Raw genomic sequence first — 23,481 nt, 5'->3', positions numbered from 1 at the left:
CAATAGAAGCTGCTAATAATATTTATCGTTAAGATTAAAAATAAAAAGATTATTAGTAGTAAAGACGCTAAAATTTTTTATTGCTTCTAGCGTCTATACTGTTTTAAAGTGGGGGCTAATTAGTTTGGTATGTTGCTATTAGAGTAATAATGTATTTGTTATACCACATTGTTTAACAAAATCTTCATCGTGAGAGATTAATAATAATGTTCCTTTATATTGAAATAATAAATTTTCCAATAACTGTTTAGAGTCTAAATCTAAATAATTATCTGGTTCATCTAATAATAAAACGGCAGGGGGTTGAGGACTATAAATTAATGCTAATAGTGTTGCTTTTAATTGCTCACCGCCACTGAGTGTTTCTAAAGGAAATAAAGACTTGTTACCTCGAATACGTAACATACCCAGTTTTGTGCGCCACTGCTCAATGGTCATTAATGGCTGATATTGATATAGCGCTTCAGCAACGGGTAATGATTTATCTAATAAAGTTAAATGTTGATCAAGATAGCAATAATTTGGGTTGAGACGATATTCGCCGGATAACGGGGATAGCTTGCCCATTAAACATTTTAATAAGGTTGACTTACCGCTGCCATTTTTACCTTGTATATGCCAATGTTCACCACCATAAGCGGAAAAGGAGTAGGGAGTTTGCTTGCCAAAAGGTAAAACAAGCTCTGTGGCAAATACATTTAACCGATGTCCATCACTTTGATAGTTTAATATTAATTTTTGCTGATGAATATGAGTTAACTCCTGTTCTAACTGTTGTTTTTGTGACTGCATATCATCCATAACGCGCTGATGTCGTTTAGCTATTGATGACTGTTTTTTCTCAGCTCGATTGGTTTGCATATCAAGAAGTAACAGTGATTGAGAGCCGCTGTTTCTTATCTTTTCACCTTGTTTACGTCGCTGTAATGCTTTTTGTAATGTTACATGTTGTTGGCGTTTTTCCTGTTTTATTTGACTATTGATACGCTCATTTGCAGCTTCGATTGAGGCTATTTGCGCATTTTTTTGTGTTTCATAAAGCGAATAATTACCGCCATATTCTTGTAAGCCTTTTTCACTCAGTTCAAATATATTTTCAGCATAAGATAATAAATGTCGATTATGGCTAATAAATAATACACCTGATTTATGATGCATTAATTGTTCAACGAGCCATTGCTGACCTTGATGATCAAGATGGTTATCTGGTTCATCTAATAATAGAAAATGATCGTCATGTAAAAAAGCCTGACATAATGCTAAACGCGTTTGCTCACCACCACTTAAGTGGGCAATAGGTGTATCAAGTGAAACCGGCAGTTGTGCTGAATGAAGTAAATTTTGCCAAGTCATGGGCAAATGCCACTTATCTTCAAGTAACTCAAAATCTTCTAATGAAGCACTGCCGTTATCAACCCGCTTAAATGCTTGAAAAAAAGTCTCTATACCTAAAGCATCAGCAATGGTATTACCTGTTAGGCGGGTAAGCTGATCGACATGAATAAAAGGCATACGCCACATGATATGGCCTGATGAAGGCAATAGTTTTTGTGCTAACAATTTTAACAGCACCGATTTTCCTTTACCGTTCTGACCAATTAAAGCATTTCTTTGGCAAGTCAGTGAATGAGTCAGCGGTGGGAAAAGCGCTTCTTGATTGAATTCAATATTAAGCTGAGAAAATTGACAGGCGATCGTCATAATTAAGCCTCCTAAAAAATAGGTGGCAGACAGCAATGATCTTAATTGAGTTTATAGAGCAATAAACGAGTGTCTGCCAGTAACAGAAAATGGATACCAAAACGGTATTGAGAGAATTTTCTGGCAGAATTTAGTTCATTGTAGGGAAGTACCTCTTGGAGAGAAAAAAGATAAAATCATGGAGAATTATAATGACAAAAAAACCTTAATCAATACTCATATAAAATTTATTGTTTATAGACACGGGGATTTTATATAAACAGAAAATAAAACCAACAGGTTATAAAAAGGGTATTATTGATAAATACCCTTTTTATAGAAATGACACGTGGTTAATTAAGGTTTAGTCGCAATTAAAATTGCCCGTTTAGGAGCTGGATAGCCTTCAACGGTTTTGGTGTGATCGAGAGGATCTAAGAATGCTTCTAATGAATCAGTCACCATCCAATCTGTTTTACGTTGCTCTTCAAGTGATGTGACATTTTCATCAACAATGCGTACATCTTTAAAACCGCATTTTTCTAACCATACTTTGAGCATTTTGGCTGACGGTATAAAGTACACATTACGCATCTGTGCATAGCGCTCACCAGGAATTAAACATTGGAACTCCTCACCATCAATCACAAGACTCTCTAATACTAATTCACCACCAGAAACGAGCTGATTTTTCAATTGCCAAAGATGATCAAGTGGTGAACGACGGTGGTAAAGAACCCCCATTGAAAATACTGTATCAAAAGCATTTAGTTCTGGCATTTGTTCAATGCCGACAGGGATTAAATGGGCACGCTGATCGTTACCTAATAATTTTCTGACTGCTTCAAATTGGCATAAAAAGAGCTGAGTGGGATCGATACCGACAACAAAATCAGCCCCTTCACCAAGCATCCGCCACATATGATAACCACTGCCACAACCAACATCTAAAACTAATCGGCCTTTAAGAGGCGAAAGATGGGGCAATACGCGATCCCATTTCCAATCTGAACGCCATTCAGTATCAATATTGACACCATAAAGAGAAAAAGGGCCTTTGCGCCATGGCATTAACGCTTTTAGAATATTCGTTAAACCAAGTTGTTCACCGGTACTTAATGCTGGGGTTTTATTGGCGATAACACCTTGCTTTAAATTAAGTTCAGAGGGAGTAATCTCAGGTAAGTTTTCCAGCATTCTTTCCCATGAAGCAAAATGGCCATGTAAAGCATGGGCGCGCCATTCTGATAATTGTGCCGGCAGCGTATCAAGCCAATGAAATAACCGTTCATCTTGCGCAATATGTTGATAAAATGAGCTAAAATTTATCATGATTATTCGCCTTTAATGGCTAACAGAGAGCCAAAATTAAAACATTGGAACCAAACTTCAGCATGAGGAAAGCCTGCTTGATGTAAGCGTGATTTATGTGTTTCAACAGGATCAGTGAGCATCACATTTTCTAACATACTACGTTTTTGACTAATCTCTAATTCACTGTAGCCATTAGCACGTTTAAAGTCGTGGTGCATATTAAACAGTAATTCACCAATTTGTTTATCTTGAAAACTGAATTTTTCTGATAACACTAAAACCCCACCAGGATTTAACCCTTGGTAAATTCGATTTAATAATCTTTGGCGATTATCAGGGGCTAAAAATTGTAAGGTGAAATTAAGGACAACCATTGAGGCATTATTAATGTCAATATCAAGGATATCGCCTTCAATAATTTCAACGGGTGTTGCTGCTTTATAAGCATCAATATGACGTTGACAACGCTCAACCATCGCAGGTGAATTATCAACACCAATAATTTTACATCCCGCTACATCGATATTACGACGCATAGAAAGGGTAGCAGCACCTAACGAACATCCTAAGTCATAAACTTGGCTATGAGGGGTGACAAAACGACCCGCTAACATGCCTATCATGGAAATAATATTGGAGTAACCGGGCACTGAGCGTTTGATCATATCAGGGAACACTTCAGCGACTTTTTCATCAAAGCGCCAGTCACCAAGATTAGCAATAGGTGTCGCAAATAAGTTGTCTTGTGGTGCTGATTTTGAATTAGACATAACTAAAATAGACTTAAAGAATAAAAGAAGCGGGTATTCTACCAGAAGCGACGTTGCTCACAAAGTTGCATTATTTAGAAATAAATTAGAAAAACAGGTAAACCTTTTCGATACCTTGCCGTTATTAGACTCAACAGCAAGGATGTCTATTGTGATCATGGATGATCATATTTTCCTTGTGGTATTAATAGTAGAAGGAAAAAATTTGTATCCAAGGCAGGAAGTAAATATTAGCAAGGATCATTAAGACCATTGATAAATAGGTTGCGGCCATGCCAGAGCGACGCCAGCGTATCTCGCGGTGTTTCAACCCGTAAGAGTGAAGAAGACGACCGGCTATTAAAATGGAGCCACAAATATGTACCATCCAAACAAAGGCGCCATTCATTTCCATGATAAGTAATAAAATCATAGAAATAGGGATGTATTCCACTGCATTACCATGGACGCGAATAGCGGTTTGTAACTCATAAAAACCACCATCACCGTATGCAACTCGATATTGTGTTCTAAGTTTTACAACATTTAGGGACAATTTAATCAATAATAGTGCGCCCAATACGATATAAAGCGAGCTAACCATCTTTTCTCCATTGCCAAAACTAAAAAAACGGCGAATTTAATGATAAACCTCAAAGCGATTTATGTCGCTATAAATAATTATTATTAATTAATTATTTGGGGATTAGCAAATCCTTGAAAAGATGTATCATATAATCTAGGTCTATACTCTTATCGTCGGGAAGAATTTTCGTTATAATGTCTGCCTTTTTTTTGACACTACTCGAAAAAGACTATTGCCAAAATTTCCGCAGCAGAAAGCACAACAAGCTGAGTAAAAGGATATTGTATGCGTACTAATTATTGTGGGCAGTTGAATAGCGCCCATGTGGGCCAAAAAGTGACTCTTTGTGGTTGGGTTAACCGCCGCCGTGACTTAGGTGGACTTATCTTTATTGATATGCGAGATCGTGAAGGTATCGTTCAGGTCTTTTTTGACCCAGAGCAGAAAGAGGCATTTTCACAGGCTTCAGAACTGCGTAATGAATTTTGTATTCAAGTCACAGGAACAGTACGTGCTCGCCCTGATAGCCAAGTTAATAAAAATATGGCAACAGGTGAAATTGAACTAGCGGCAGAATCGCTGTCTATTTTTAACCGTTCTGAAGCGCTACCTTTAGATAGCAACCAAACGAATACAGAAGAGCGTCGTTTAACTTATCGTTATTTAGATTTACGTCGCCCTGAAATGTCACAACGCCTAAAAACTCGTGCGAAAATCACAAGTTTTGTTCGTCGCTTTATGGATGGTGAAGGGTTCCTTGATGTAGAAACGCCAATGCTAACTAAAGCAACGCCAGAAGGTGCGCGTGACTATTTAGTACCAAGTCGTGTTCATAAAGGTAAATTCTACGCATTACCTCAATCACCACAGCTTTTCAAACAGCTGTTAATGATGTCTGGTTTTGATCGCTATTATCAAATCGTAAAATGTTTCCGTGATGAAGATTTACGTGCTGATCGCCAACCTGAATTTACCCAAATCGATGTTGAAACCTCTTTCATGACCGCAGAACAAGTGCGTGAAGTGATGGAGCGTATGATCCACGCATTGTGGCTAGATATCCTGAATGTTGATTTAGGGGCATTCCCTGTCATGACCTTTGCTGAGGCTATGCGTCGTTACGGCTCTGATAAACCAGACCTACGTAACCCAATGGAACTCATCGATATCGCTGATTTAGTGAAAAATGTTGAGTTTAGCGTCTTTGCACAAGCGGCTAATGATGAAAAATGTCGTGTTATCGCGTTACGTGTACCGGGTGGTGCATCGTTAACTCGTAAAAATATCGACGAATATACTCAATTTGTCAGTATTTATGGTGCCAAAGGCCTAGCGTGGATGAAAGTCAACGAAAAGGCAAAAGGTATTGAAGGGGTACAAAGCCCCATTGCTAAATTCCTGACTAATGATGTGGTTAACAGCATCTTAGCGGCAACAAATGCAACAGATGGCGACTTAATTTTCTTTGGTGCGGGTCGTCAAGGTACCATGAGTGATGCTATGGGAGCGTTGCGCCTGAAAGTCGGTCGTGATCTGGAACTAACCGATCTTAACGCATGGAAACCACTGTGGGTTATTGATTTCCCAATGTTTGAAGAAGATGAAGATACCGGCAGCCTGAGTGCAATGCACCATCCATTTACTTCACCAAAAGATCTCACGCCGGCAGAGCTAACCGCACATCCTGTAGGCGCTGTAGCTAATGCCTATGATATGGTTATTAACGGTTATGAAGTTGGTGGTGGCTCAGTGCGCATCCATCGTAATGAAATGCAACAAGCGGTATTTAGCATTTTAGGTATTACTCCGGATGAGCAACGTGAGAAATTCGGTTTCTTATTAGATGCGCTAAAATTTGGTACACCACCGCATGCCGGGTTAGCATTTGGTTTAGACCGCTTAGTGATGTTATTAACAGGAACAGATAATATCCGTGATGTTATCGCGTTCCCGAAAACCACGGCAGCGGCTTGCTTAATGACCAATGCACCAAGTTTTGCAAATGAAGACGCGTTAAAAGAGCTGGCTATTCAAGTGACAGAAAAAGAAGTTAGCACAGATAACGAGTAAATGATGAAATATAAGCACCCAGTATGTGTTTTAGTTGTTATCTATGCCAAACAGACTAAGCGGGTGCTTATGCTGAAGCGTCGAGATGATCCTGATTTCTGGCAATCTGTGACAGGGAGCCTTGAAGAGGGCGAAACACCTTATCAGGCCGCATTACGAGAAGTGCAGGAAGAAGTAGGAATTGATATCATAAAAGAAAATCTTGAGCTGGTGGATTGCCATCGTTCAATTATTTTTGAGATATTCGCACACTTTCGCCATCGTTATGCGCCTAATGTGACACATTGTCAGGAACATTGGTTTATGTTAGCACTTCCCTCTGAACGGGAAATTGAACTGACTGAGCATACGCAATACCAATGGTTAGATGCGCCACTGGCGGCAAAATTAACTAAGTCAGCCAGCAATCAGCAAGCGATTGAAGAATTTGTTATTTAATTATTAGACCACGTTTGGAGATATTTTCATGGCAGGTCATAGTAAATGGGCCAATACTAAACACCGTAAAGCAGCGCAAGATGCGAAACGCGGTAAGATTTTCACTAAAATTATTCGTGAATTAGTTACAGCAGCACGCTTAGGTGGTGGTGATCCTGCAACTAACCCACGTCTACGTGCGGCAGTTGATAAAGCATTATCTAACAACATGACTCGTGACACACTAAACCGCGCGATTGCTCGCGGTGCGGGAAATGATGAAAACGATAATATGGAAACCATCATTTATGAAGGCTACGGCCCTGGTGGTACTGCTGTTATGGTTGAATGTTTAAGTGATAATCGTAACCGTACTGTTTCCGATGTTCGCCATGCCTTCACCAAAACAGGTGGTAACTTAGGAACGGACGGTTCGGTATCTTATCTCTTTACCAAAAAAGGTGTTATCTCTTATGCACCGGGTGTTGATGAAGATGCCGTCATGGAAGCCGCACTAGAAGCAGGTGCAGAAGACGTTGAAACTTATGATGATGGTGCTATTGACGTTTACACAACCCCTGAAGCTTTCGGTGAAGTAAAAGATGCCATGGATGCTGCGGGTTTTGTCGCTGAATCAGCGGAAGTTTCCATGATCCCATCAACAAAAGCAGAGCTTGATATTGATACCGCACCAAAATTAATGCGCCTTATCGATATGCTAGAAGATAGCGACGATGTGCAAGAAGTGTATCACAACGGTGATATCTCTGATGAAGTTGCAAAACAACTGGAAGATATTCTGTAATTGGTATCACGATAACGGCCAATAGTGGTGTTTTACACTGCGTTGAATAGTGCGAAGAGAAGAGCAGAGCAAGTGTATTTGCTCTTTTCTCTCGCCATCGACCTTATCCGCCATAGGAATTGTTATGGCTATTATTTTAGGTATTGACCCTGGCTCTCGTGTCACGGGATATGGCGTAATTCGCCAACAAGGGCGACAACTTATCTATTTAGGAAGCGGATGTATTCGTACACAGGTTCCTGATCTACCAAGCCGACTGAAACGCATTTATGCGGGAGTCAGTGAAATCATCACTCAATTTTCACCCGATGTATTTTCTGTTGAACAAGTCTTTATGGCAAAAAATGCAGACTCGGCATTAAAATTAGGCCAAGCAAGAGGTGTGGCGATTTTAGCGGCAGTCAATAATGATCTTCCCGTATTTGAATATGCGGCACGTCAAGTAAAACAGAGTGTGGTAGGAACAGGGGGAGCCGATAAAAGCCAAGTACAACATATGGTACGCTCAATCTTAAAACTATCTGCAGCGCCACAGGCAGATGCTGCCGATGCGCTAGCGATTGCGATTACACACTGCCACTTTAATCAAAACTTATTGCGTGTAGGTGATCCGCGTCTTGTTTTAACGCGAGGAAGGTTAAGATAGGCTATCTGTTGGTAAAACAGATTAGTTTTTCGCAGGCTGGATATACGTCCAGCTTTTTTTATGTTATAAATTTGGCGTCAATATTTTTGCGGAGGCGTTAGGGTGATAGGACGTATTAGAGGCGTTATTCTTGAAAAACAGCCACCAGTGGTGCTGATCGAAGCGGGTAATGGGGTGGGTTATGAAATAAATATGCCTATGACCTGTTTTTATGAGTTACCTGATATTGGTCAAGAGGCGATTATCTACACACAATTTATTGTTCGTGAAGATGCGCAATTACTATATGGTTTTAATCAAAAACAAGAACGGGCATTGTTTCGTGAATTGATAAAAGTCAATGGTGTAGGGCCTAAGCTAGCACTGGCTATTTTATCAGGAATGTCTGCACGCCAATTTGTCACCGCAATTGAAAATGAATCCATCTCCTCATTAGTTAAATTACCGGGAGTCGGTAAAAAAACCGCAGAACGATTAGTGGTTGAAATGAAAGATCGCTTCAAAGGGCTTAATGGCGATCTATTTGAACAAAACGGCGATATTGAGCTACCAGCCAGTGCATCATCGAAAGCGCCATCTGCTGCAGATATTGAAGCAGAAGCTTCCGCTGCCTTAATTGCCTTAGGTTATAAACCACAAGAAGCTGCCAAGATGATTAGTCGGGTAGCAACGGCGGGTGCTGATAGTGAAACACTTATCAAAGAAGCATTACGCGCAGCGATTTAGGAGTAATTGATTGTGATTGAAGCAGATCGCCTGATTTCAGCAGATATACAACAACCTGAAGAAGAAATTATCGATAGGGCTATTCGTCCTAAGCTGCTTGCTGAATATGTGGGACAACCACAAGTTCGTGAACAGATGGAAATCTTTATTCAGGCGGCTAAACTACGTCATGATGCCTTAGATCACTTACTTATCTTTGGCCCGCCGGGGCTTGGTAAAACCACGCTGGCTAATATTATTGCCAATGAGATGGGCGTTAATTTACGTACAACCTCAGGGCCTGTATTAGAGAAAGCCGGCGATCTTGCCGCTATGCTAACCAATCTTGAGCCTCATGATGTACTGTTTATTGATGAAATTCATCGACTCTCGCCCGTTGTTGAAGAAATACTCTATCCGGCAATGGAAGATTATCAACTTGATATTATGATTGGTGAAGGGCCGGCAGCACGCTCTATTAAAATCGACTTACCGCCATTTACTTTAGTTGGGGCGACGACCCGAGCTGGCTCGTTAACCTCTCCATTACGTGACCGTTTCGGTATTGTACAACGCCTTGAATTCTATAATGTCGATGACTTACAGCATATTGTTGCACGTAGTGCCAGCTTTATGGGGTTAGAAATAACCGCAGAAGGGGCGCGACAAATTGCTATGCGTTCACGAGGTACACCGCGTATTACTAACCGCTTATTACGCCGAGTAAGAGACTTTGCTCAAGTCAAAGGTAATGGCGAAATTGATGAAGATATCGCGTCTAAAGCACTCGATATGCTTAATGTTGATGCTGCCGGTTTTGACTATCTTGACCGAAAACTGCTCTTTGCCATTATTGATAAATTTATGGGTGGCCCCGTAGGGCTTGATAATCTTGCGGCAGCTATTGGTGAAGAGCGTGAAACTATCGAAGATGTATTAGAGCCTTATTTAATTCAGCAAGGTTTTATTCAACGCACCCCCCGTGGTCGGGTAGCCACAAATCATGCTTATCGTCACTTTAATCGTATTATGGAAGCACCTTAATAAACATATTCGCGCATTTTCTATTAAAAAAATAGCCCTTGCTATAAATTAGCAAAGGCTATTTTTTTGTTTAGTTTATAAGATAAACGCTAAACAACTACTGCTTTGCTGGTACAAGCAAGCTCAATACAAATAAACTACTGGCGGCTAATACTACTGATGGGCCTGCAGGGGTGTCATAGAATGCAGAGAAAGTTAATCCCCCAGTGATAGCAAACATACCTACAGCGACGGCAATCACTGCCATCTGTTCTGGTGAACGTGAAAAACGGCGCGCTGTTGCTGCGGGAATAATCAATAGTGACGTAATGATAAGTGCACCAACAAATTTCATTGCCAACCCAATTGTTAATGCGGTGATCATCATTAATTTTAAACGTTCGCGTTGAATATTCACACCATCGACAAAAGCCATATCTTGATTAATAGTCATTGAAAGAAGTGGACGCCATGAACGGATAATCACTAATAAAACAATAACGACACCAATAAAAATACTGATCACATCTTGGTAATTAACGGAGAGTAAATCACCAAAGAGATACGCCATTAAATCAACACGAACATTGGCCATTAAACTGACGACAACAAGCCCTAATGAAAGGGCGCTATGAGCCATGATACCTAACAAGGTATCAACAGAAAGTTGAGGCTTTAGTTCTAACCAAACTAATAAAATAGCTAACAGCAAAGTTACGGCAATAACGGCATAAAAAGGCTCGATATTAAACAGCAGGCCAAAAGCGACCCCTAATAAAGAGGCGTGGGCGAGGGTATCGCCAAAATAGGACATTCTGCGCCAAACAACAAAGGAGCCTAATGGACCTGCGGCCATCGCTAAGAGCATACCGGCGATCCAGCCCGGTAACAGCAACTCAATCATGATGACACTCCTTATTATGTTGGTGATGATGACGATAAATACCCAGTTGTTCAGCACCACGACTACCAAACATAGCTATAAATTCAGGGTGAGAAGAAACCACATCTGGTGTACCTGAGCAGCAGATATGACCATTTAAACAGAGCACTTCATCTGTTTTAGCCATAACCAGATGTAAGTCATGTGACACCATTAAAATTGCGCAGCCTAATTCATTGCGAAGCTGATTAATTAAATCATAGAGGGCTAATTGACCATTTACATCAACCCCTTGAGTGGGTTCATCTAGCACTAACAGTTGTGGTTGATTAAGCAAAGCTCGGGCGAGTAAAACACGTTGCGATTCACCCCCTGATAATTTTTGCATAGGGGCGTTTATTAATTTTGCCGCATTGACTCGTTCTAAAGCAGGTAAAATATCTTTATCTTTAACACCCGGTTTTAAGGTCATAAACCGTTTGACTGTCAATGGCATAGTTGGATCGAGATAGAGTTTTTGAGGTACATAGCCAATACGTAAACTATGTTGACGTTCAATCTTTCCAGAAGAGGGAGCCAACAACCCTAAAACCAAACGAATAATCGTTGACTTACCCGCACCATTAGGGCCAAGTAAGGTAAGAATACGGCCTGCTTTTAGATTAAAAGAGATATCTTTTAGAATAACGCTTTCACCAAAAGAGACACCAACCGATTTTAAACGAATTAAGTCAGACATAAAATTAGCACTTGCAGAATCATTGAAACGTTATAATATAACATTCCCAATGACGTTTCACGAGAATTTTGCCTATGTTACATAAAAACAACAAATTTGCGCATGGTTTTTTAATTAAATCATGTTTAGTGACTGCTATGATAGCCTCATTTAGTTCATCTGTTCAGGCAGATGTTGTTGCTTCAATTAGGCCGATAGGGTTTATTGCGGCAGCAATTGCTGATGGTGTAACGCCAACAGAAGTTTTATTACCTGATGGGGCATCGCCACATGATTATGCATTAAAGCCTTCGGACTTACGCAAAATCACCTCAGCAGATTTAATGGTATGGGTTGGGCCGGATATGGAAGTCTTTTTAGATAGACCATTAAATAGACTTAGTGACAAAAATAAACTGGCTTTAGCGGAAACTGACAAAATAAAGTCGCTTTTATTGAAAGATGATAATGACAATGTGCATAAACATGAGGAAAATCACGAACATCATTCTCATGGTGATTATAATATGCACATCTGGTTATCACCAGAGATTGCGTTGTCGTCTGCAAAACAGATCCACGATAGGTTAGTGACGCTCTATCCAGATAAAAAAGAACTTCTGGACGTAAACCTAAGTAAATTCAGCGAACAACTCAAGCAAACAGATAAAAATCTTGTTAATATTCTGTCGCCTGTTAAAAACAAGGGTTATTTTGTCTTTCATGATGCTTATGGCTACTTCGAAAAACATTATAATTTAAAGCCATTAGGTCATTTTACGATCAACCCTGAAATACAACCAGGTGCACAGAAATTACATCAAATACGAACACAGTTGGTTGAGCAAAAAGCCACATGTATTTTTGCTGAGCCACAATTTAGGCCGACAGTAATTGAGACAGTGGCGAAAGGCACTGGAGTTAAAATGGGGGTATTAGATCCCCTAGGAAGTGGGATTGCATTAACTCAAGATAGTTATGTGAAATTCCTTACCCAATTAGCTAACCAATATGCGAGCTGCCTGAATGAAACACAATAAGGAATTAAGAACGTGCAGCAGAAGACGAGATCCATTGCACAGGTATATTTAAATTTACCCTTACCACATAAAATTATGCTTGGTTCGTTAACTGCAGCAACACTGGCTGTCGCAATATGGCGGCCAGTTGTGCTTCACACCGAACAAAGCAGAGAAGTTCCTATCAGTATTCAGACTCCCCTGACAACCCAAGGGGAAAACACCGACGATATTATCACCGACAGTAGTGATCAGCTAACAGATGAAGGACTTGTAGGTGCTGATGATGGTGTCGATACTAGCACCGCAGTGGCACAGGTTCCTCATACTTATATTGTCTCCAGTGGAGATTCATTAAGTTCGATATTAACGCAATTTGGTATCGACTCAGCTGATATTGCAACGCTCTCCAATCAAAATAAAGATCTCAGAAACCTTAAAATAGGCCAACCAATAAGTTGGAAACTTGATGATGATGGTTTATTGCAAGAGTTAAGTTGGGGCGTTTCTCGCCGAGAAACTCGTGTTTATACGCGTACGGAAACAGGTTTTACTGAAGCAAAAGAGTTCCAAAAAGGCGAATGGAAAAATAGTGTGACCACAGGGGTTATCCGTGGTAGTTTCTCTGCAAGTGCAACAAATGCTGGCTTAACTAACGCAGAAGCTCGCGCAGTGACTAAAGCTTTGCAATGGCAATTAGACTTTAGAAAATTACAAAGTGGTGATAAATTCTCAGCCCTTTTTTCTCGTGAAGTATTAGATGGTCGTACCGAACAGAGCGAACTTATTGGTGTGCGGTTACGAAGTGGTGGTAAAGATTACTATGCTTTTCTTGCTGAAGATGGCCGCTACTATGATAGCCAAGCTGGTGGTTTAGAACGTGGTTTTATGCGTTTTCCAACGGTAAAACAGTTTAGAGTCTCTTCTCAATTTAATCCTCGCCGTATCAATCCTGTCACAGGCCGTGTTGCACCGCATAAAGGGGTTGATTTTGCTATGCCTGTTGGTACGCCTGTTTTAGCTACGGGAGATGGTGAAGTCATTGTCTCTAAATACAGTGGTGCAGCAGGTAATTTTATTGCTATCCGTCATGGTAGCCAATATACCACTCGTTATATGCACTTACGCCAACTGTTAGTCAAACCGGGACAACGTGTAAAACGAGGTGATCGCATTGCACTATCCGGAAATACAGGACGCTCCACAGGGCCACACTTACATTATGAATTATGGATCAACCAACAAGCGGTTAATCCATTAACAGCTAAATTACCCCGTGCAGATGGCCTAACAGGCAAAGAGAAGCGTGAATACTTAGCTAAAGTAAAAGAGATCATGCCTCAATTAACGTTAGATAATTGACATTAAACAAGAAGTTAAAGACATAAAAGCGGATGATTGATATCATCCGTTTTTGTTTTAATGATTTTTACGCCTATTTAGAGGTGTCAGTTCAGCGAGTTATCTGATGAATAAAGAAAAAGATACAGATAGTAAAGCGGGTTATGTACCGACTTTTCACCGCGCCTATTTGCATCCTCGTCATTGGGGAACCTGGTTTGGTGCAGGCGTATTGTGTGCATTAGCGTATATGCCGGTAAAATGGCGTGATCCGCTCCTTGCCTCTATAGGTCGTTTTGTTGGGCGTAAAGCGAAAAGTGCCAGACGTCGTGCAGATATCAATTTAAGATATTGTTTTCCTCACTGGGATAAAGCACAACGAGAAGATGTGCTTGATAAAATGTTTGAAACAGCGCCACAGTCTTTCGTGATGCTTGCAGATCTTTGTTTAAGAGGGGCTAAACACACATTACAGCGTACCTCTTGGGAAGGGATAGAGATTATAGAGCGCTTAAAAGCACAAGGGCGTAATGTTATTTTTATGGTACCGCATGGATGGGCTGTTGATGTACCTGCCATGTTATTGGCTGCTAAAGGGCAAAAAATGGCAGCAATGTTTCACCACCAAAAAGATCCGGTGACTGATTATTTATGGAATAAAGCACGTTACCATTTCGGCGGACGTTTACACTCGCGCGAAGCGGGGATAAAACCTTTTATTTCAACGGTGCGCCAAGGGTTTTGGGGGTATTATTTACCTGACCAAGATCATGGTGCCGAGCATAGTCAATTTGTGGATTTTTTTGGTACCTATAAAGCCACATTACCGGCGATTGGCCGATTAATGAAAGTATGCAGAGCGGCCATTGTGCCACTGTTTCCTGTTTACTGTCATAAAACGCATCAACTAAAGATTATTATCCGTGAGCCGATGGATGATATAGAAGGGCAAGATGATCGTTATATTGCGCGTCGGATGAATGAAGAGCTAGAAGCGTTAGTCTCACCAACACCAGAGCAATATACTTGGATCTTAAAACTATTAAAAACGCGTAAAGAGGGGGAAATAGAACCTTATGCGCGTGAGAATATCCTAGACTAGTCCATTGCTGGTGAACGAATAGGAAGATAAAAAAACGGGCACTATTTAAAGTGCCCGTTTGCTATTTTGCTATAAAAGAATAAGAACAATTATTCTACGGTAAGGATACGACAAGTATTGGTACTTCCGATCGTACCCATCTGGTCACCTTGTGTGACTAAGACTAAATCACCTGAAACTAAAAAGCCTTTTTCACATAAACGCATAATAGCTTCATTAGCGGCAGCAATACCGTCAGTATGAGTACTGCAATAAACAGGCGTAACACCTCGATAAAGTGCAGTTTGGTTTAATGTTTTCTCATGGCGTGACATAGAGAAGATAGGTAAACCGGTGCTAATTCGTGACATCATACGGGCAGTACGACCGGACTCAGTCATAGCGATAATCGCATTAACGCCTTTCATATGGTTAGCTGCATACATGGTTGACATGGCTATCGCTTCTTCAGCATTATCAAATACCATATCTAAACGGTGTTTTGATACATTGGCCGCAGGCATTTTTTCCGCGCCTAAACAGACTTGTGCCATTGCGGCTACAGTTTCAGCGGGATATTGTCCTGCTGCTGTTTCAGCCGATAACATAACGGCATCTGTACCATCTAATACCGCATTGGCGACGTCCATGACTTCTGCACGAGTTGGCATTGGGTTAGTTATCATCGATTCCATCATTTGAGTGGCTGTGATAACAACACGATTTAGCTGACGAGCGCGACGGATGAGTTTTTTCTGTACCCCGACTAATTCAGGATCACCAATTTCTACGCCTAAATCACCACGGGCAACCATGACAACATCAGAAGCGAGAATGATCTCATCGATAATTTCATCATTGGCAACGGCTTCGGCACGTTCAACTTTCGCGACAATTTGGCACTCGCAGCCTGCATCACGTGCTAAGCGACGTGCATAATTAAGATCTTCGCCTGTTCTTGGGAAGGAGACAGCCAGATAATCAACACCAATTTTGGCAGCAGTAATAATATCTTGTTTATCTTTTTCAGTTAATGCTTCAGCAGAAAGACCACCACCGAGTTTATTGATCCCTTTATTATTAGATAATGGGCCACCGACAGTCACTTCAGTGAAAACTTTCAGGCCTTCGACTTTAAGGACTTTTAATTGAACACGTCCATCATCAAGTAGCAAGATATCGCCAGGAACAACATCGGCAGGTAACCCTTTATAGTCAATACCGACTTTAGTTTGGTCGCCTTCGCCTTTTTCTAAATTGGCATCAAGGAGAAATTTGTCTCCCACATTAAGGAATACTTTGCCTTCTTTAAATGTCGAAACACGGATTTTCGGACCCTGCAAATCACCTAAAATAGCAACATGGCGACCAAGTCTAGCTGCTATTTCACGGGTGCGATTAGCACGAGCAAGATGATCTTCTGCAGAGCCATGAGAGAAATTTAATCGAACAACATTTGCACCAGCAGTAATGATTTTTTCTAGGTTATTATCACGATCTGTTGCTGGGCCTAAGGTGGTAACAATTTTTGTTCTTCTGAGCCGTCTGGACATGCATTACTCCGTTGACCTTGAACGAAAGGTATTGGCTATTGGATAAAACGGAGGTAAGTAACATTCTATCCAATATGTTAAGTGAAACGCTTCAAGCTAATTGTAACATACTTAGGTGTTTTCATCATATGTGAGAGTTAGCTCGCAGTTATGCTACCATTTTTCAAAAAGTTATCTAGTCAAGGGCACACTGCTAAATGTGACTATACTAACAAATTCATTTAAAACGGTTACTTATCAAAGCGCGAATCGCGTAATGCTTCTTTGACACGCTTCAAGTTATCTCTAAATTTTGGCCCTCGGCGTAAAATAAACCCTGTAGCCAGAACATCAATAACGGTAAGTTGTGCAAGGCGAGAAATCATCGGCATGTAGATATCGGTATCTTCCGGTACATCAAGTAAGATGGGTAACGTTGCTTCGGCGGCTAATAAAGAGCCAGAAGTGGTAATCGCTATTACTGATGCATCATTTTCACGTGCAATTTTAGCAATTTCGACTAAATTTTTAGTACGACCTGTGTGAGACACAATCACCACAACATCACCGTCGATACTATTTATACAGCTCATTCGTTGCATGATAACATCATCAAAATAGGTCACGGGAATGTTGAAACGTGAGAATTTATTCATGGCATCATGTGCGACGGCGGCAGAAGCACCTAGACCAAAAAACGAGATTTTTCTTGCTTGAGTAAGAATATCGACAGCTCGATTAATAACAGCTATATCGAGATTATTTTTGACATTCTCTAAACCCGCCATCGCGGATTCAAATATTTTATTGGTATAAGCAGAGACAGAATCGGAGTCATCAATGTTACGATTGACATAAGGTGTACCGTTGGCAATGCTTTGTGCTAATTGTAACTTAAAATCTGGAAATCCTTTTGTTGCCATGCGTCGACAGAAACGATTTACAGTGGGCTCACTAACATCAGCTGTTTTCGCCATAAGAGCGATACTTGAATGGATCACGGTTTGTGGTGTTGTTAAAACAACCTCAGCCACTTTTTTTTCTGATTTACTCAAGATGTCCAGACTAGACTGAACCCTTTCCAATATATTCATTAAATATACAGATCCTTGGCTTTGCCAATTTCAATAAAAGGAGAAATCTATAACGGTTTTATGAAAATATACTACGCATATAACAGCACTTACATCGCTGACAGCCCCTTAAAAGGGCTTTTTTCATCAAAGTATGACCTGTGTCTAACTTTCAAAGCTGAAAACAATTAACAAAACTGTTGTAAATTTACATAGAAATAGAAAAAGCTAGACATAAAAAACAGTTGGTTAATAAGATGTAAGGGGCGTTAAAGACTAAAACACGCAAGCGTATTTACTGCGTACACCCAAAAGAGTACATTAATACGAAATTATGTAACAAAATTACAAAATCTCATCATGAGGAGACGTACTATGGCAGCGATATCGACTGCTCAGGCCTGTGATCTGGTTATCTTCGGTACTAAAGGGGATCTTGCCCGTCGTAAGTTAATTCCATCACTTTATCAACTGGAAAAGGCAGGATATATTCACCCTGATACACGTATCATCGGTGTTGGTCGTGCTGATTGGGATGTAGCTGCTTATACAAATGTTGCCCATGAAGCATTACAAACTTTTTTAAAAGAAGAGATTAACCCTGAAATTTGGCAACGTTTAAGTGCTCGTCTCGATTTTTGTAATCTTGATGTCAATGAAACTGACCACTTTATTGAGTTAGCAAAACATCTAAAACAAGACAAATTACCGGCGATTTACTATTTTGCAATGCCACCAAGTACTTTCAGTGCGATGTGTAAAGGTTTGGGACATGCTAAATTAAATAAAGAGCCAAACCGTGTGGTTATGGAAAAACCACTAGGAACAGATTTAGCATCTTCAGTTTCTATTAATGACAGTGTGGCGAAATACTTTAAAGAGAGTCAAATTTATCGTATCGACCACTACTTGGGTAAAGAAACCGTTTTAAACTTATTGGCTTTACGTTTTGCTAACTCCTTATTTGTTAATAATTGGGATAACAAAACGATAGATCATGTCCAAATCACGGTGGCAGAAGAAGTTGGTATTGAAGGACGTTGGGGGTATTTCGATCAAGCGGGTCAAATGCGTGATATGGTGCAAAATCACCTATTACAAATTTTGACGATGATCGCCATGTCACCACCTGCTGATTTAACGGCTGATAGTATCCGCCAAGAAAAAGTGAAAGTACTGCGCTCATTACGTCGTATTGATATGACTAATGTCCGTGAAAAAACGGTTCGTGGGCAATATACGGCCGGTTTTGTACAAGGTAAAAAAGTACCGGGCTATCTAGACGAAGAGGGTGCAAATAAAGCCAGTAATACAGAGACCTTTGTTGCAATTCGTGCTGATATTGATAACTGGCGTTGGGCGGGTGTACCCTTCTATTTAAGAACCGGTAAGCGTATGCCAAGTAAATGCTCGGAAGTGGTGGTCTATTTTAAAAAACCCGCTCTGAATATTTTCAGTGAAACCTATCAAGAGTTACCACAAAATAAACTCACTATTCGTTTACAGCCTGATGAAGGTATTGATATTGAAGTGCTAAATAAAGCACCAGGTCTTGATCATAAACACCGCTTACAAACCACTAAATTAGACTTAAGTTTCTCCGAAACTTTTAACCAAACTCATTTAGCTGATGCTTATGAGCGGTTATTGCTTGAGGCAATGCGGGGTATTCAAGCGTTATTTGTCCGCCGTGATGAAGTAGAAGAAGCATGGAAATGGGTCGATTCAATTATTAATGCATGGGAATGCGATAATGAATTACCTAAGCCATACCAAGCAGGAACATGGGGGCCGGTTGCATCTGTTGCAATGATCACTCGTGATGGCCGCTCTTGGAATGAAATTGAGTAGGGAATTTCATCGTCAGATATAGTCCCTAACTAATTTGACATCCTCCACGCCCTATAAATAACACCGTAAAATAAGAGCTCTAGTTTTGCGGTGTTTTTTTGATTAAGCATAATTACTGCGATATAAATGAATAAAATAAGAACAAGTTCAGCTAAGAATTGATTAACTATGCAGTGTATTGCAATCTTCAACTTAAAACCTAAATAAAACCAATCAATTACCTAAAAAATTTTTGCAGAAGATCCTTGCTTTAAATAATTCGGCATGATAGAAATATCATGTAACATTTATCCATATTATATGAGGGTTCGGAGTATATCGTGCGGATGGGCTGCGCGATGAAAGAATAAATAATCATGACTAGCGCCAAAAGCGTAAAAGTTAAACGTTCTACTTATAAGTTATTCCTTTCTGCTATTTTATCCAGCGAACACTACTGGTGTGGCGCATTATAGAAATTTCTCATCCTACTTCCTGATATATCAGGAAATAACGTTGCCTTAACGTTCGGTTTTATACCGCCAGAAAGACTATCTACATATTCTCTATCTTCTCTGCGCAAGAAACGTTTGGGCGTGCTTTAAACGTGTATGAGAGATGAAAAATGATTTATTGGATATTTTTAGTTTTAGCTATTATCTGTGAAGTGATCGGCACTTTATCAATGAAGTATGCCAGTGTCAGCGGTGGTTACACTGGTATGATCGTTATGTGGTTAATGATTGCCACTTCCTATATCTTTTTAGCCATAGCCGTAAAAAAAGTGGCATTAGGTGTAGCTTATGCACTGTGGGAAGGTATTGGAATTGTCATTATTACAACATTTAGCGTGCTTTGGTTTGGTGAATCACTGTCAGCATTAAAATTAGGTGGTTTAGCAATGTTAATTGCGGGGATCACTTTAATTAAGTCAGGCACTAAAAAATCGGCGGTTGCTAAAAAAACAACCGATTCGGTAAAAAATATTGCCGGAAAAGCCAAACAAGTTGCCACTGTGGTAAAGGGAGCTAATAAGCCAATTTCTTCTAATGTTAAAGAGGCTTAATATGTTAGCTCAATTTGAATGGTGGCATGGTGCTTTTCTTCTTCTTGCTGTTGTGCTTGAAATCGTGGCCAATATATTCTTGAAAATGTCTAACGGTTTTAGTCGTTGGGGGTTGGGAATATTGTCATTGCTTTGTGTGTTAGGTGCATTTAGTTCATTGGCAATGGCCGTAAAGGGGATAGAGCTTTCTGTTGCTTACGCACTATGGGGAGCTTTTGGTATTATTGCCACTATCGCCGCTGGGTGGATCTTATTTAATCAACGCCTAAATTATAAAGGATGGAGTGGAATTATATTATTATTAGTCGGTATGATAATGATTAAATTCGCTTAACTCTAATTAATGTAATAATAGACGGATAACAACTATTAGGTTTCACAGCGAAATATTTACTCAAACAAAAGGCTGAGTTCGGTTGAACTCAGTTTTTTTGCGCTCAAACTAAGCCATGCAAAAAATAGTACCCGCATGTGCGGGTGCTAATAAAAAATTAGAGAGCAGCGATGATTTTAATTTCTACTTTATATTCAGGATGCATGAGTTGAGCCTGAACGGTACAACGTACTGGCGCGCTCCCTTTAGCAACCCATGCATCCCATGCTTGATTCATACCTGCAAAATCGGCTTTATCTGCTAAAAATAGTGTTGCATCAAGGATCTTACTTTTATCCGATCCCACTCTTTGTAATAACACATCAATAGCTGCTAATGTATCTGCAGTTTGTTCGATTATATCCCCTGATAAGTTTTCAGGAACCGCAGTGTAATAGACAGTATCATTATAAATAACCGCTTCAGACCAACGGTCTTCTGGATCGATACGTTTTATAGTCACGATAAATTCTCCTTTGTATTAACAACGTGGGTGGTACTTTTAGCTATCCACTGGCATAATTTACGTCTTATTTTATAAAAAGAGTATGCCTGTGTCAGACGATTTTGCAGAAAACGGGATTTTAACCCGACGCGTTCCTGGATTTCATCCCCGTGAAGCTCAACGACAAATGGCGATATCAGTAACAGAGGTTATTGATAAACAAGGTGTGCTTATTGCAGAAGCGGGTACTGGGACAGGGAAAACCTATGCCTATCTTGTGCCTGCATTACGTTCTGGGAAAAAAACTATCATCTCTACCGGATCTAAGGCATTACAAGATCAACTGTATAGTCGTGATCTCCCCACCATAATAGAAGCGCTAGACTACGATGGTACAACGGCTTTATTAAAAGGTCGCTCTAATTATTTGTGTTTAGAACGTTTAGATCAGCAAATGCTCAGTGGCGGTGATTTAGAAGCAGAAGTACTTGCTGATGTTATGCATGTACGACAATGGTCGACGCAAACAGAAGATGGTGATATTAGTCGCTGTCATAGTGTGGCGGAAGATAGCAAAGTATGGCCACTGGTGACTAGCACTAATGATAATTGTCTGGGCAGTGATTGTCCTCGCTACAAAGAGTGTTATGTATTAAGTGCCCGTAAAAATGCGTTAGCCGCTGATGTGGTGATTGTTAATCATCACCTTTTTATGGCAGATACGGTAGTAAAAGATACTGGTTTTGGTGAGCTGATCCCCGATGCGGAGATAATGATCTTCGATGAGGCGCATCAAATTCCTGATATAGCGAGCCACTACTTCGGTCAACAGCTCACTAGTCGCCAATTATTCGATCTAGCGCGCGATATGATTGTGGCGTATCGCACTGAGGTGCGTGATCAAGTGCAACTGCAAAAAAGTGCTGACCGTTTAACTCAAATGGTACAAGATTTTCGTCTTAGCTTAGGTGATACGGGTTTTCGGGGTAACTTAAGGGAACTATTACAAAATAAGGAAACCAAACGCTATTTAACCTTATTAGATGATGCGTTAGAGCTAAGTTATGATGTAATGAAGCTCTCTTTAGGGCGTAGCCAATTACTGGATAGTGCGTTTGAACGGGCAACACTTTATCGTAATCGTTTAAAACGCCTAATTGATACGACGATTGCCGGATACAGTTATTGGTTTGAAAGCTATGGTCGTCATTTTTTACTGGCGATCACGCCACTTTCGGTTGCTGATAAATTTCGTGAGCTGATTAAGTCCCATAAAAGTAGTTGGATATTTACTTCTGCAACACTCTCTGTAGATGAAAAAATGTCTTATTACACAGATAGATTAGGACTGGAAAATGCCACAACATTAATTTTAAATAGCCCATTTGATTATCAACATCAAACGTTGCTCTGTGTACCACGTTATTTACCTCCGTTAAATCAACCATACACCGCGAAGCGTTTAGCCGCTATGCTGGCTCCTGTGATCTTAAAAAATCAGGGGCGTTGTTTTTTTCTTTGTACCTCTCACGCTATGATGCGTGGATTAGCCGAAGAGTTTAAAGCCAGCTTACCACTTCCCGTGTTAATGCAAGGCGAAATGGGGAAATCGCAATTATTGAAAAAATTTGTTTCCTCAGGCAATGCGTTACTTGTCGCGACCCAAAGTTTTTGGGAAGGGGTGGATGTTAGGGGAGATACACTTTCTTGTGTGATCATTGATAAATTACCCTTTACCGCACCTGACGATCCATTATTAAGAGCACGTATTGAAGATTGTCAATTACGTGGTGGTGATGCATTTCGGGATGTACAAATCCCTGATGCGGTGATCACTCTAAAGCAAGGCGTCGGGCGTTTGATCCGCGATATACATGATTATGGTGCCATTATTGTTTGTGATGATAGATTAGTTTCAAGACCTTATGGGGAAGTGTTTTTAAGTAGTTTGCCCCCATCACCACGAACCCGTTCATTAGAAAAAACCAGTTATTTTTTAAGCCAACGGGCACAACGAAATAAAATAGTGTCGGAGTCATAATAGTGATTACATATGATGTGTATTTATTCTGTTGAATACTATTATGATATTATTCTTTCTCTTTTTACTTATTGAATCTGCCGG

22 protein-coding genes are annotated in these 23,481 nt (G+C 40.2%); 13 read left to right on the top strand and 9 right to left on the bottom strand.

Features of this window, described 5'->3' with window-relative positions; all coding sequences use genetic code 11:
- Positions 1 to 138: 138 nt before the first annotated feature.
- The 4 genes from GWI58_RS11120 to GWI58_RS11105 all read right to left on the bottom strand — a co-directional run bounded on the left by GWI58_RS11120 (position 139) and on the right by GWI58_RS11105 (position 4,347).
- A complete protein-coding gene (locus tag GWI58_RS11120) occupies positions 139 to 1,701 on the bottom strand; it encodes an ATP-binding cassette domain-containing protein (RefSeq protein WP_161769184.1) in 1,563 nt (520 codons plus the stop codon).
- Positions 1,702 to 2,037: 336 nt separating this feature from the next.
- Positions 2,038 to 3,012, bottom strand: coding sequence for a tRNA 5-methoxyuridine(34)/uridine 5-oxyacetic acid(34) synthase CmoB (cmoB, locus tag GWI58_RS11115; protein ID WP_110229268.1), 975 nt, complete (start codon positions 3,010 to 3,012; stop codon positions 2,038 to 2,040).
- Positions 3,013 to 3,014: 2 nt separating this feature from the next.
- Positions 3,015 to 3,764, bottom strand: a complete 750-nt coding sequence (gene cmoA, locus GWI58_RS11110) for a carboxy-S-adenosyl-L-methionine synthase CmoA (RefSeq protein ID WP_004242718.1) — start codon at positions 3,762 to 3,764, stop codon at positions 3,015 to 3,017.
- Between the two features lie 184 nt (positions 3,765 to 3,948).
- A complete protein-coding gene (locus tag GWI58_RS11105; RefSeq protein ID WP_004242719.1) occupies positions 3,949 to 4,347 on the bottom strand; it encodes an MAPEG family protein in 399 nt (132 codons plus the stop codon).
- 267 nt (positions 4,348 to 4,614) lie between these two features.
- On the opposite strand from GWI58_RS11105, the gene aspS reads away from it, so the two are divergent.
- The 6 genes from aspS (at position 4,615) to ruvB (ending at position 10,016) form a co-directional block, all read left to right on the top strand.
- A complete protein-coding gene (gene aspS / locus GWI58_RS11100) occupies positions 4,615 to 6,399 on the top strand; it encodes an aspartate--tRNA ligase (protein WP_004247980.1) in 1,785 nt (594 codons plus the stop codon).
- A gap of 3 nt (positions 6,400 to 6,402) precedes the next feature.
- Positions 6,403 to 6,837, top strand: coding sequence for a dihydroneopterin triphosphate diphosphatase (nudB, locus tag GWI58_RS11095; protein WP_004247981.1), 435 nt, complete (start codon positions 6,403 to 6,405; stop codon positions 6,835 to 6,837).
- A 28-nt stretch (positions 6,838 to 6,865) separates the two neighbouring features.
- Positions 6,866 to 7,621: a YebC/PmpR family DNA-binding transcriptional regulator gene (locus GWI58_RS11090; RefSeq protein ID WP_004242729.1), complete on the top strand. Its 756-nt coding sequence runs from the start codon at positions 6,866 to 6,868 to the stop codon at positions 7,619 to 7,621.
- Between the two features lie 124 nt (positions 7,622 to 7,745).
- On the top strand, positions 7,746 to 8,267 hold the full coding sequence (gene ruvC / locus GWI58_RS11085; protein ID WP_004242730.1) for a crossover junction endodeoxyribonuclease RuvC: 522 nt from the start codon (positions 7,746 to 7,748) through the stop codon (positions 8,265 to 8,267).
- Positions 8,268 to 8,369: 102 nt separating this feature from the next.
- A complete protein-coding gene (gene ruvA, locus GWI58_RS11080) occupies positions 8,370 to 8,993 on the top strand; it encodes a Holliday junction branch migration protein RuvA (RefSeq protein WP_004242731.1) in 624 nt (207 codons plus the stop codon).
- Positions 8,994 to 9,005: 12 nt separating this feature from the next.
- A complete protein-coding gene (ruvB, locus tag GWI58_RS11075) occupies positions 9,006 to 10,016 on the top strand; it encodes a Holliday junction branch migration DNA helicase RuvB (protein WP_004242732.1) in 1,011 nt (336 codons plus the stop codon).
- A 97-nt stretch (positions 10,017 to 10,113) separates the two neighbouring features.
- On the opposite strand, the gene znuB is transcribed toward ruvB, so the two are convergent.
- A complete protein-coding gene (gene znuB / locus GWI58_RS11070; protein ID WP_004247983.1) occupies positions 10,114 to 10,899 on the bottom strand; it encodes a zinc ABC transporter permease subunit ZnuB in 786 nt (261 codons plus the stop codon).
- Positions 10,892 to 11,617 carry a zinc ABC transporter ATP-binding protein ZnuC gene (znuC, locus tag GWI58_RS11065; RefSeq protein ID WP_004242756.1) on the bottom strand — a complete coding sequence of 242 codons (726 nt, stop codon included), beginning with the start codon at positions 11,615 to 11,617 and terminating at the stop codon, positions 10,892 to 10,894. Before znuC ends, znuB begins: the two co-directional genes overlap by 8 nt.
- Positions 11,618 to 11,691: 74 nt before the next feature.
- Here znuC and znuA point away from each other — a divergent pair, with 74 nt between their 5' ends.
- The 3 genes from znuA (at position 11,692) to lpxM (ending at position 15,058) form a co-directional block, all read left to right on the top strand.
- Positions 11,692 to 12,636, top strand: a complete 945-nt coding sequence (gene znuA, locus GWI58_RS11060; RefSeq protein ID WP_004242757.1) for a zinc ABC transporter substrate-binding protein ZnuA — start codon at positions 11,692 to 11,694, stop codon at positions 12,634 to 12,636.
- A gap of 12 nt (positions 12,637 to 12,648) precedes the next feature.
- The gene (mepM, locus tag GWI58_RS11055; RefSeq protein ID WP_004242759.1) at positions 12,649 to 13,977 is read left to right on the top strand and encodes a murein DD-endopeptidase MepM; all 1,329 of its coding nucleotides are present in this window, start codon (positions 12,649 to 12,651) and stop codon (positions 13,975 to 13,977) included.
- 106 nt (positions 13,978 to 14,083) lie between these two features.
- Complete coding sequence (gene lpxM, locus GWI58_RS11050; RefSeq protein WP_004242762.1) at positions 14,084 to 15,058, top strand: lauroyl-Kdo(2)-lipid IV(A) myristoyltransferase; 975 nt, start codon at positions 14,084 to 14,086, stop codon at positions 15,056 to 15,058.
- 89 nt (positions 15,059 to 15,147) lie between these two features.
- On the opposite strand, the gene pyk is transcribed toward lpxM, so the two are convergent.
- Positions 15,148 to 16,590: a pyruvate kinase gene (gene pyk / locus GWI58_RS11045; RefSeq protein ID WP_004242765.1), complete on the bottom strand. Its 1,443-nt coding sequence runs from the start codon at positions 16,588 to 16,590 to the stop codon at positions 15,148 to 15,150.
- Positions 16,591 to 16,820: 230 nt separating this feature from the next.
- Positions 16,821 to 17,663: a MurR/RpiR family transcriptional regulator gene (locus tag GWI58_RS11040; RefSeq protein WP_012367880.1), complete on the bottom strand. Its 843-nt coding sequence runs from the start codon at positions 17,661 to 17,663 to the stop codon at positions 16,821 to 16,823.
- Between the two features lie 354 nt (positions 17,664 to 18,017).
- On the opposite strand from GWI58_RS11040, the gene zwf reads away from it, so the two are divergent.
- The 3 genes from zwf to mdtI all read left to right on the top strand — a co-directional run bounded on the left by zwf (position 18,018) and on the right by mdtI (position 20,872).
- Positions 18,018 to 19,493 (top strand): glucose-6-phosphate dehydrogenase, encoded by a 1,476-nt coding sequence (gene zwf, locus GWI58_RS11035; RefSeq protein ID WP_004242768.1) that lies wholly within the window; start codon positions 18,018 to 18,020, stop codon positions 19,491 to 19,493.
- 604 nt (positions 19,494 to 20,097) lie between these two features.
- Complete coding sequence (gene mdtJ, locus GWI58_RS11030) at positions 20,098 to 20,538, top strand: multidrug/spermidine efflux SMR transporter subunit MdtJ (protein ID WP_036894852.1); 441 nt, start codon at positions 20,098 to 20,100, stop codon at positions 20,536 to 20,538.
- A 1-nt stretch (position 20,539) separates the two neighbouring features.
- Positions 20,540 to 20,872 (top strand): multidrug/spermidine efflux SMR transporter subunit MdtI, encoded by a 333-nt coding sequence (mdtI, locus tag GWI58_RS11025; RefSeq protein ID WP_004247986.1) that lies wholly within the window; start codon positions 20,540 to 20,542, stop codon positions 20,870 to 20,872.
- 157 nt (positions 20,873 to 21,029) lie between these two features.
- Here mdtI and GWI58_RS11020 read toward each other — a convergent pair whose 3' ends face one another.
- A complete protein-coding gene (locus GWI58_RS11020) occupies positions 21,030 to 21,374 on the bottom strand; it encodes a RidA family protein (protein ID WP_004242773.1) in 345 nt (114 codons plus the stop codon).
- An 85-nt stretch (positions 21,375 to 21,459) separates the two neighbouring features.
- Between GWI58_RS11020 and GWI58_RS11015 the strand changes: the two genes are divergently transcribed.
- Positions 21,460 to 23,397 (top strand): ATP-dependent DNA helicase, encoded by a 1,938-nt coding sequence (locus tag GWI58_RS11015; protein ID WP_020945589.1) that lies wholly within the window; start codon positions 21,460 to 21,462, stop codon positions 23,395 to 23,397.
- Positions 23,398 to 23,481: the final 84 nt, after the last annotated feature.

The organism is Proteus sp. G2674 (assembly GCF_009915195.1).
Classification (GTDB): Bacteria; Pseudomonadota; Gammaproteobacteria; order Enterobacterales; family Enterobacteriaceae; genus Proteus; species Proteus mirabilis.
This window is presented reverse-complemented; position numbering and strand designations above follow the sequence as displayed.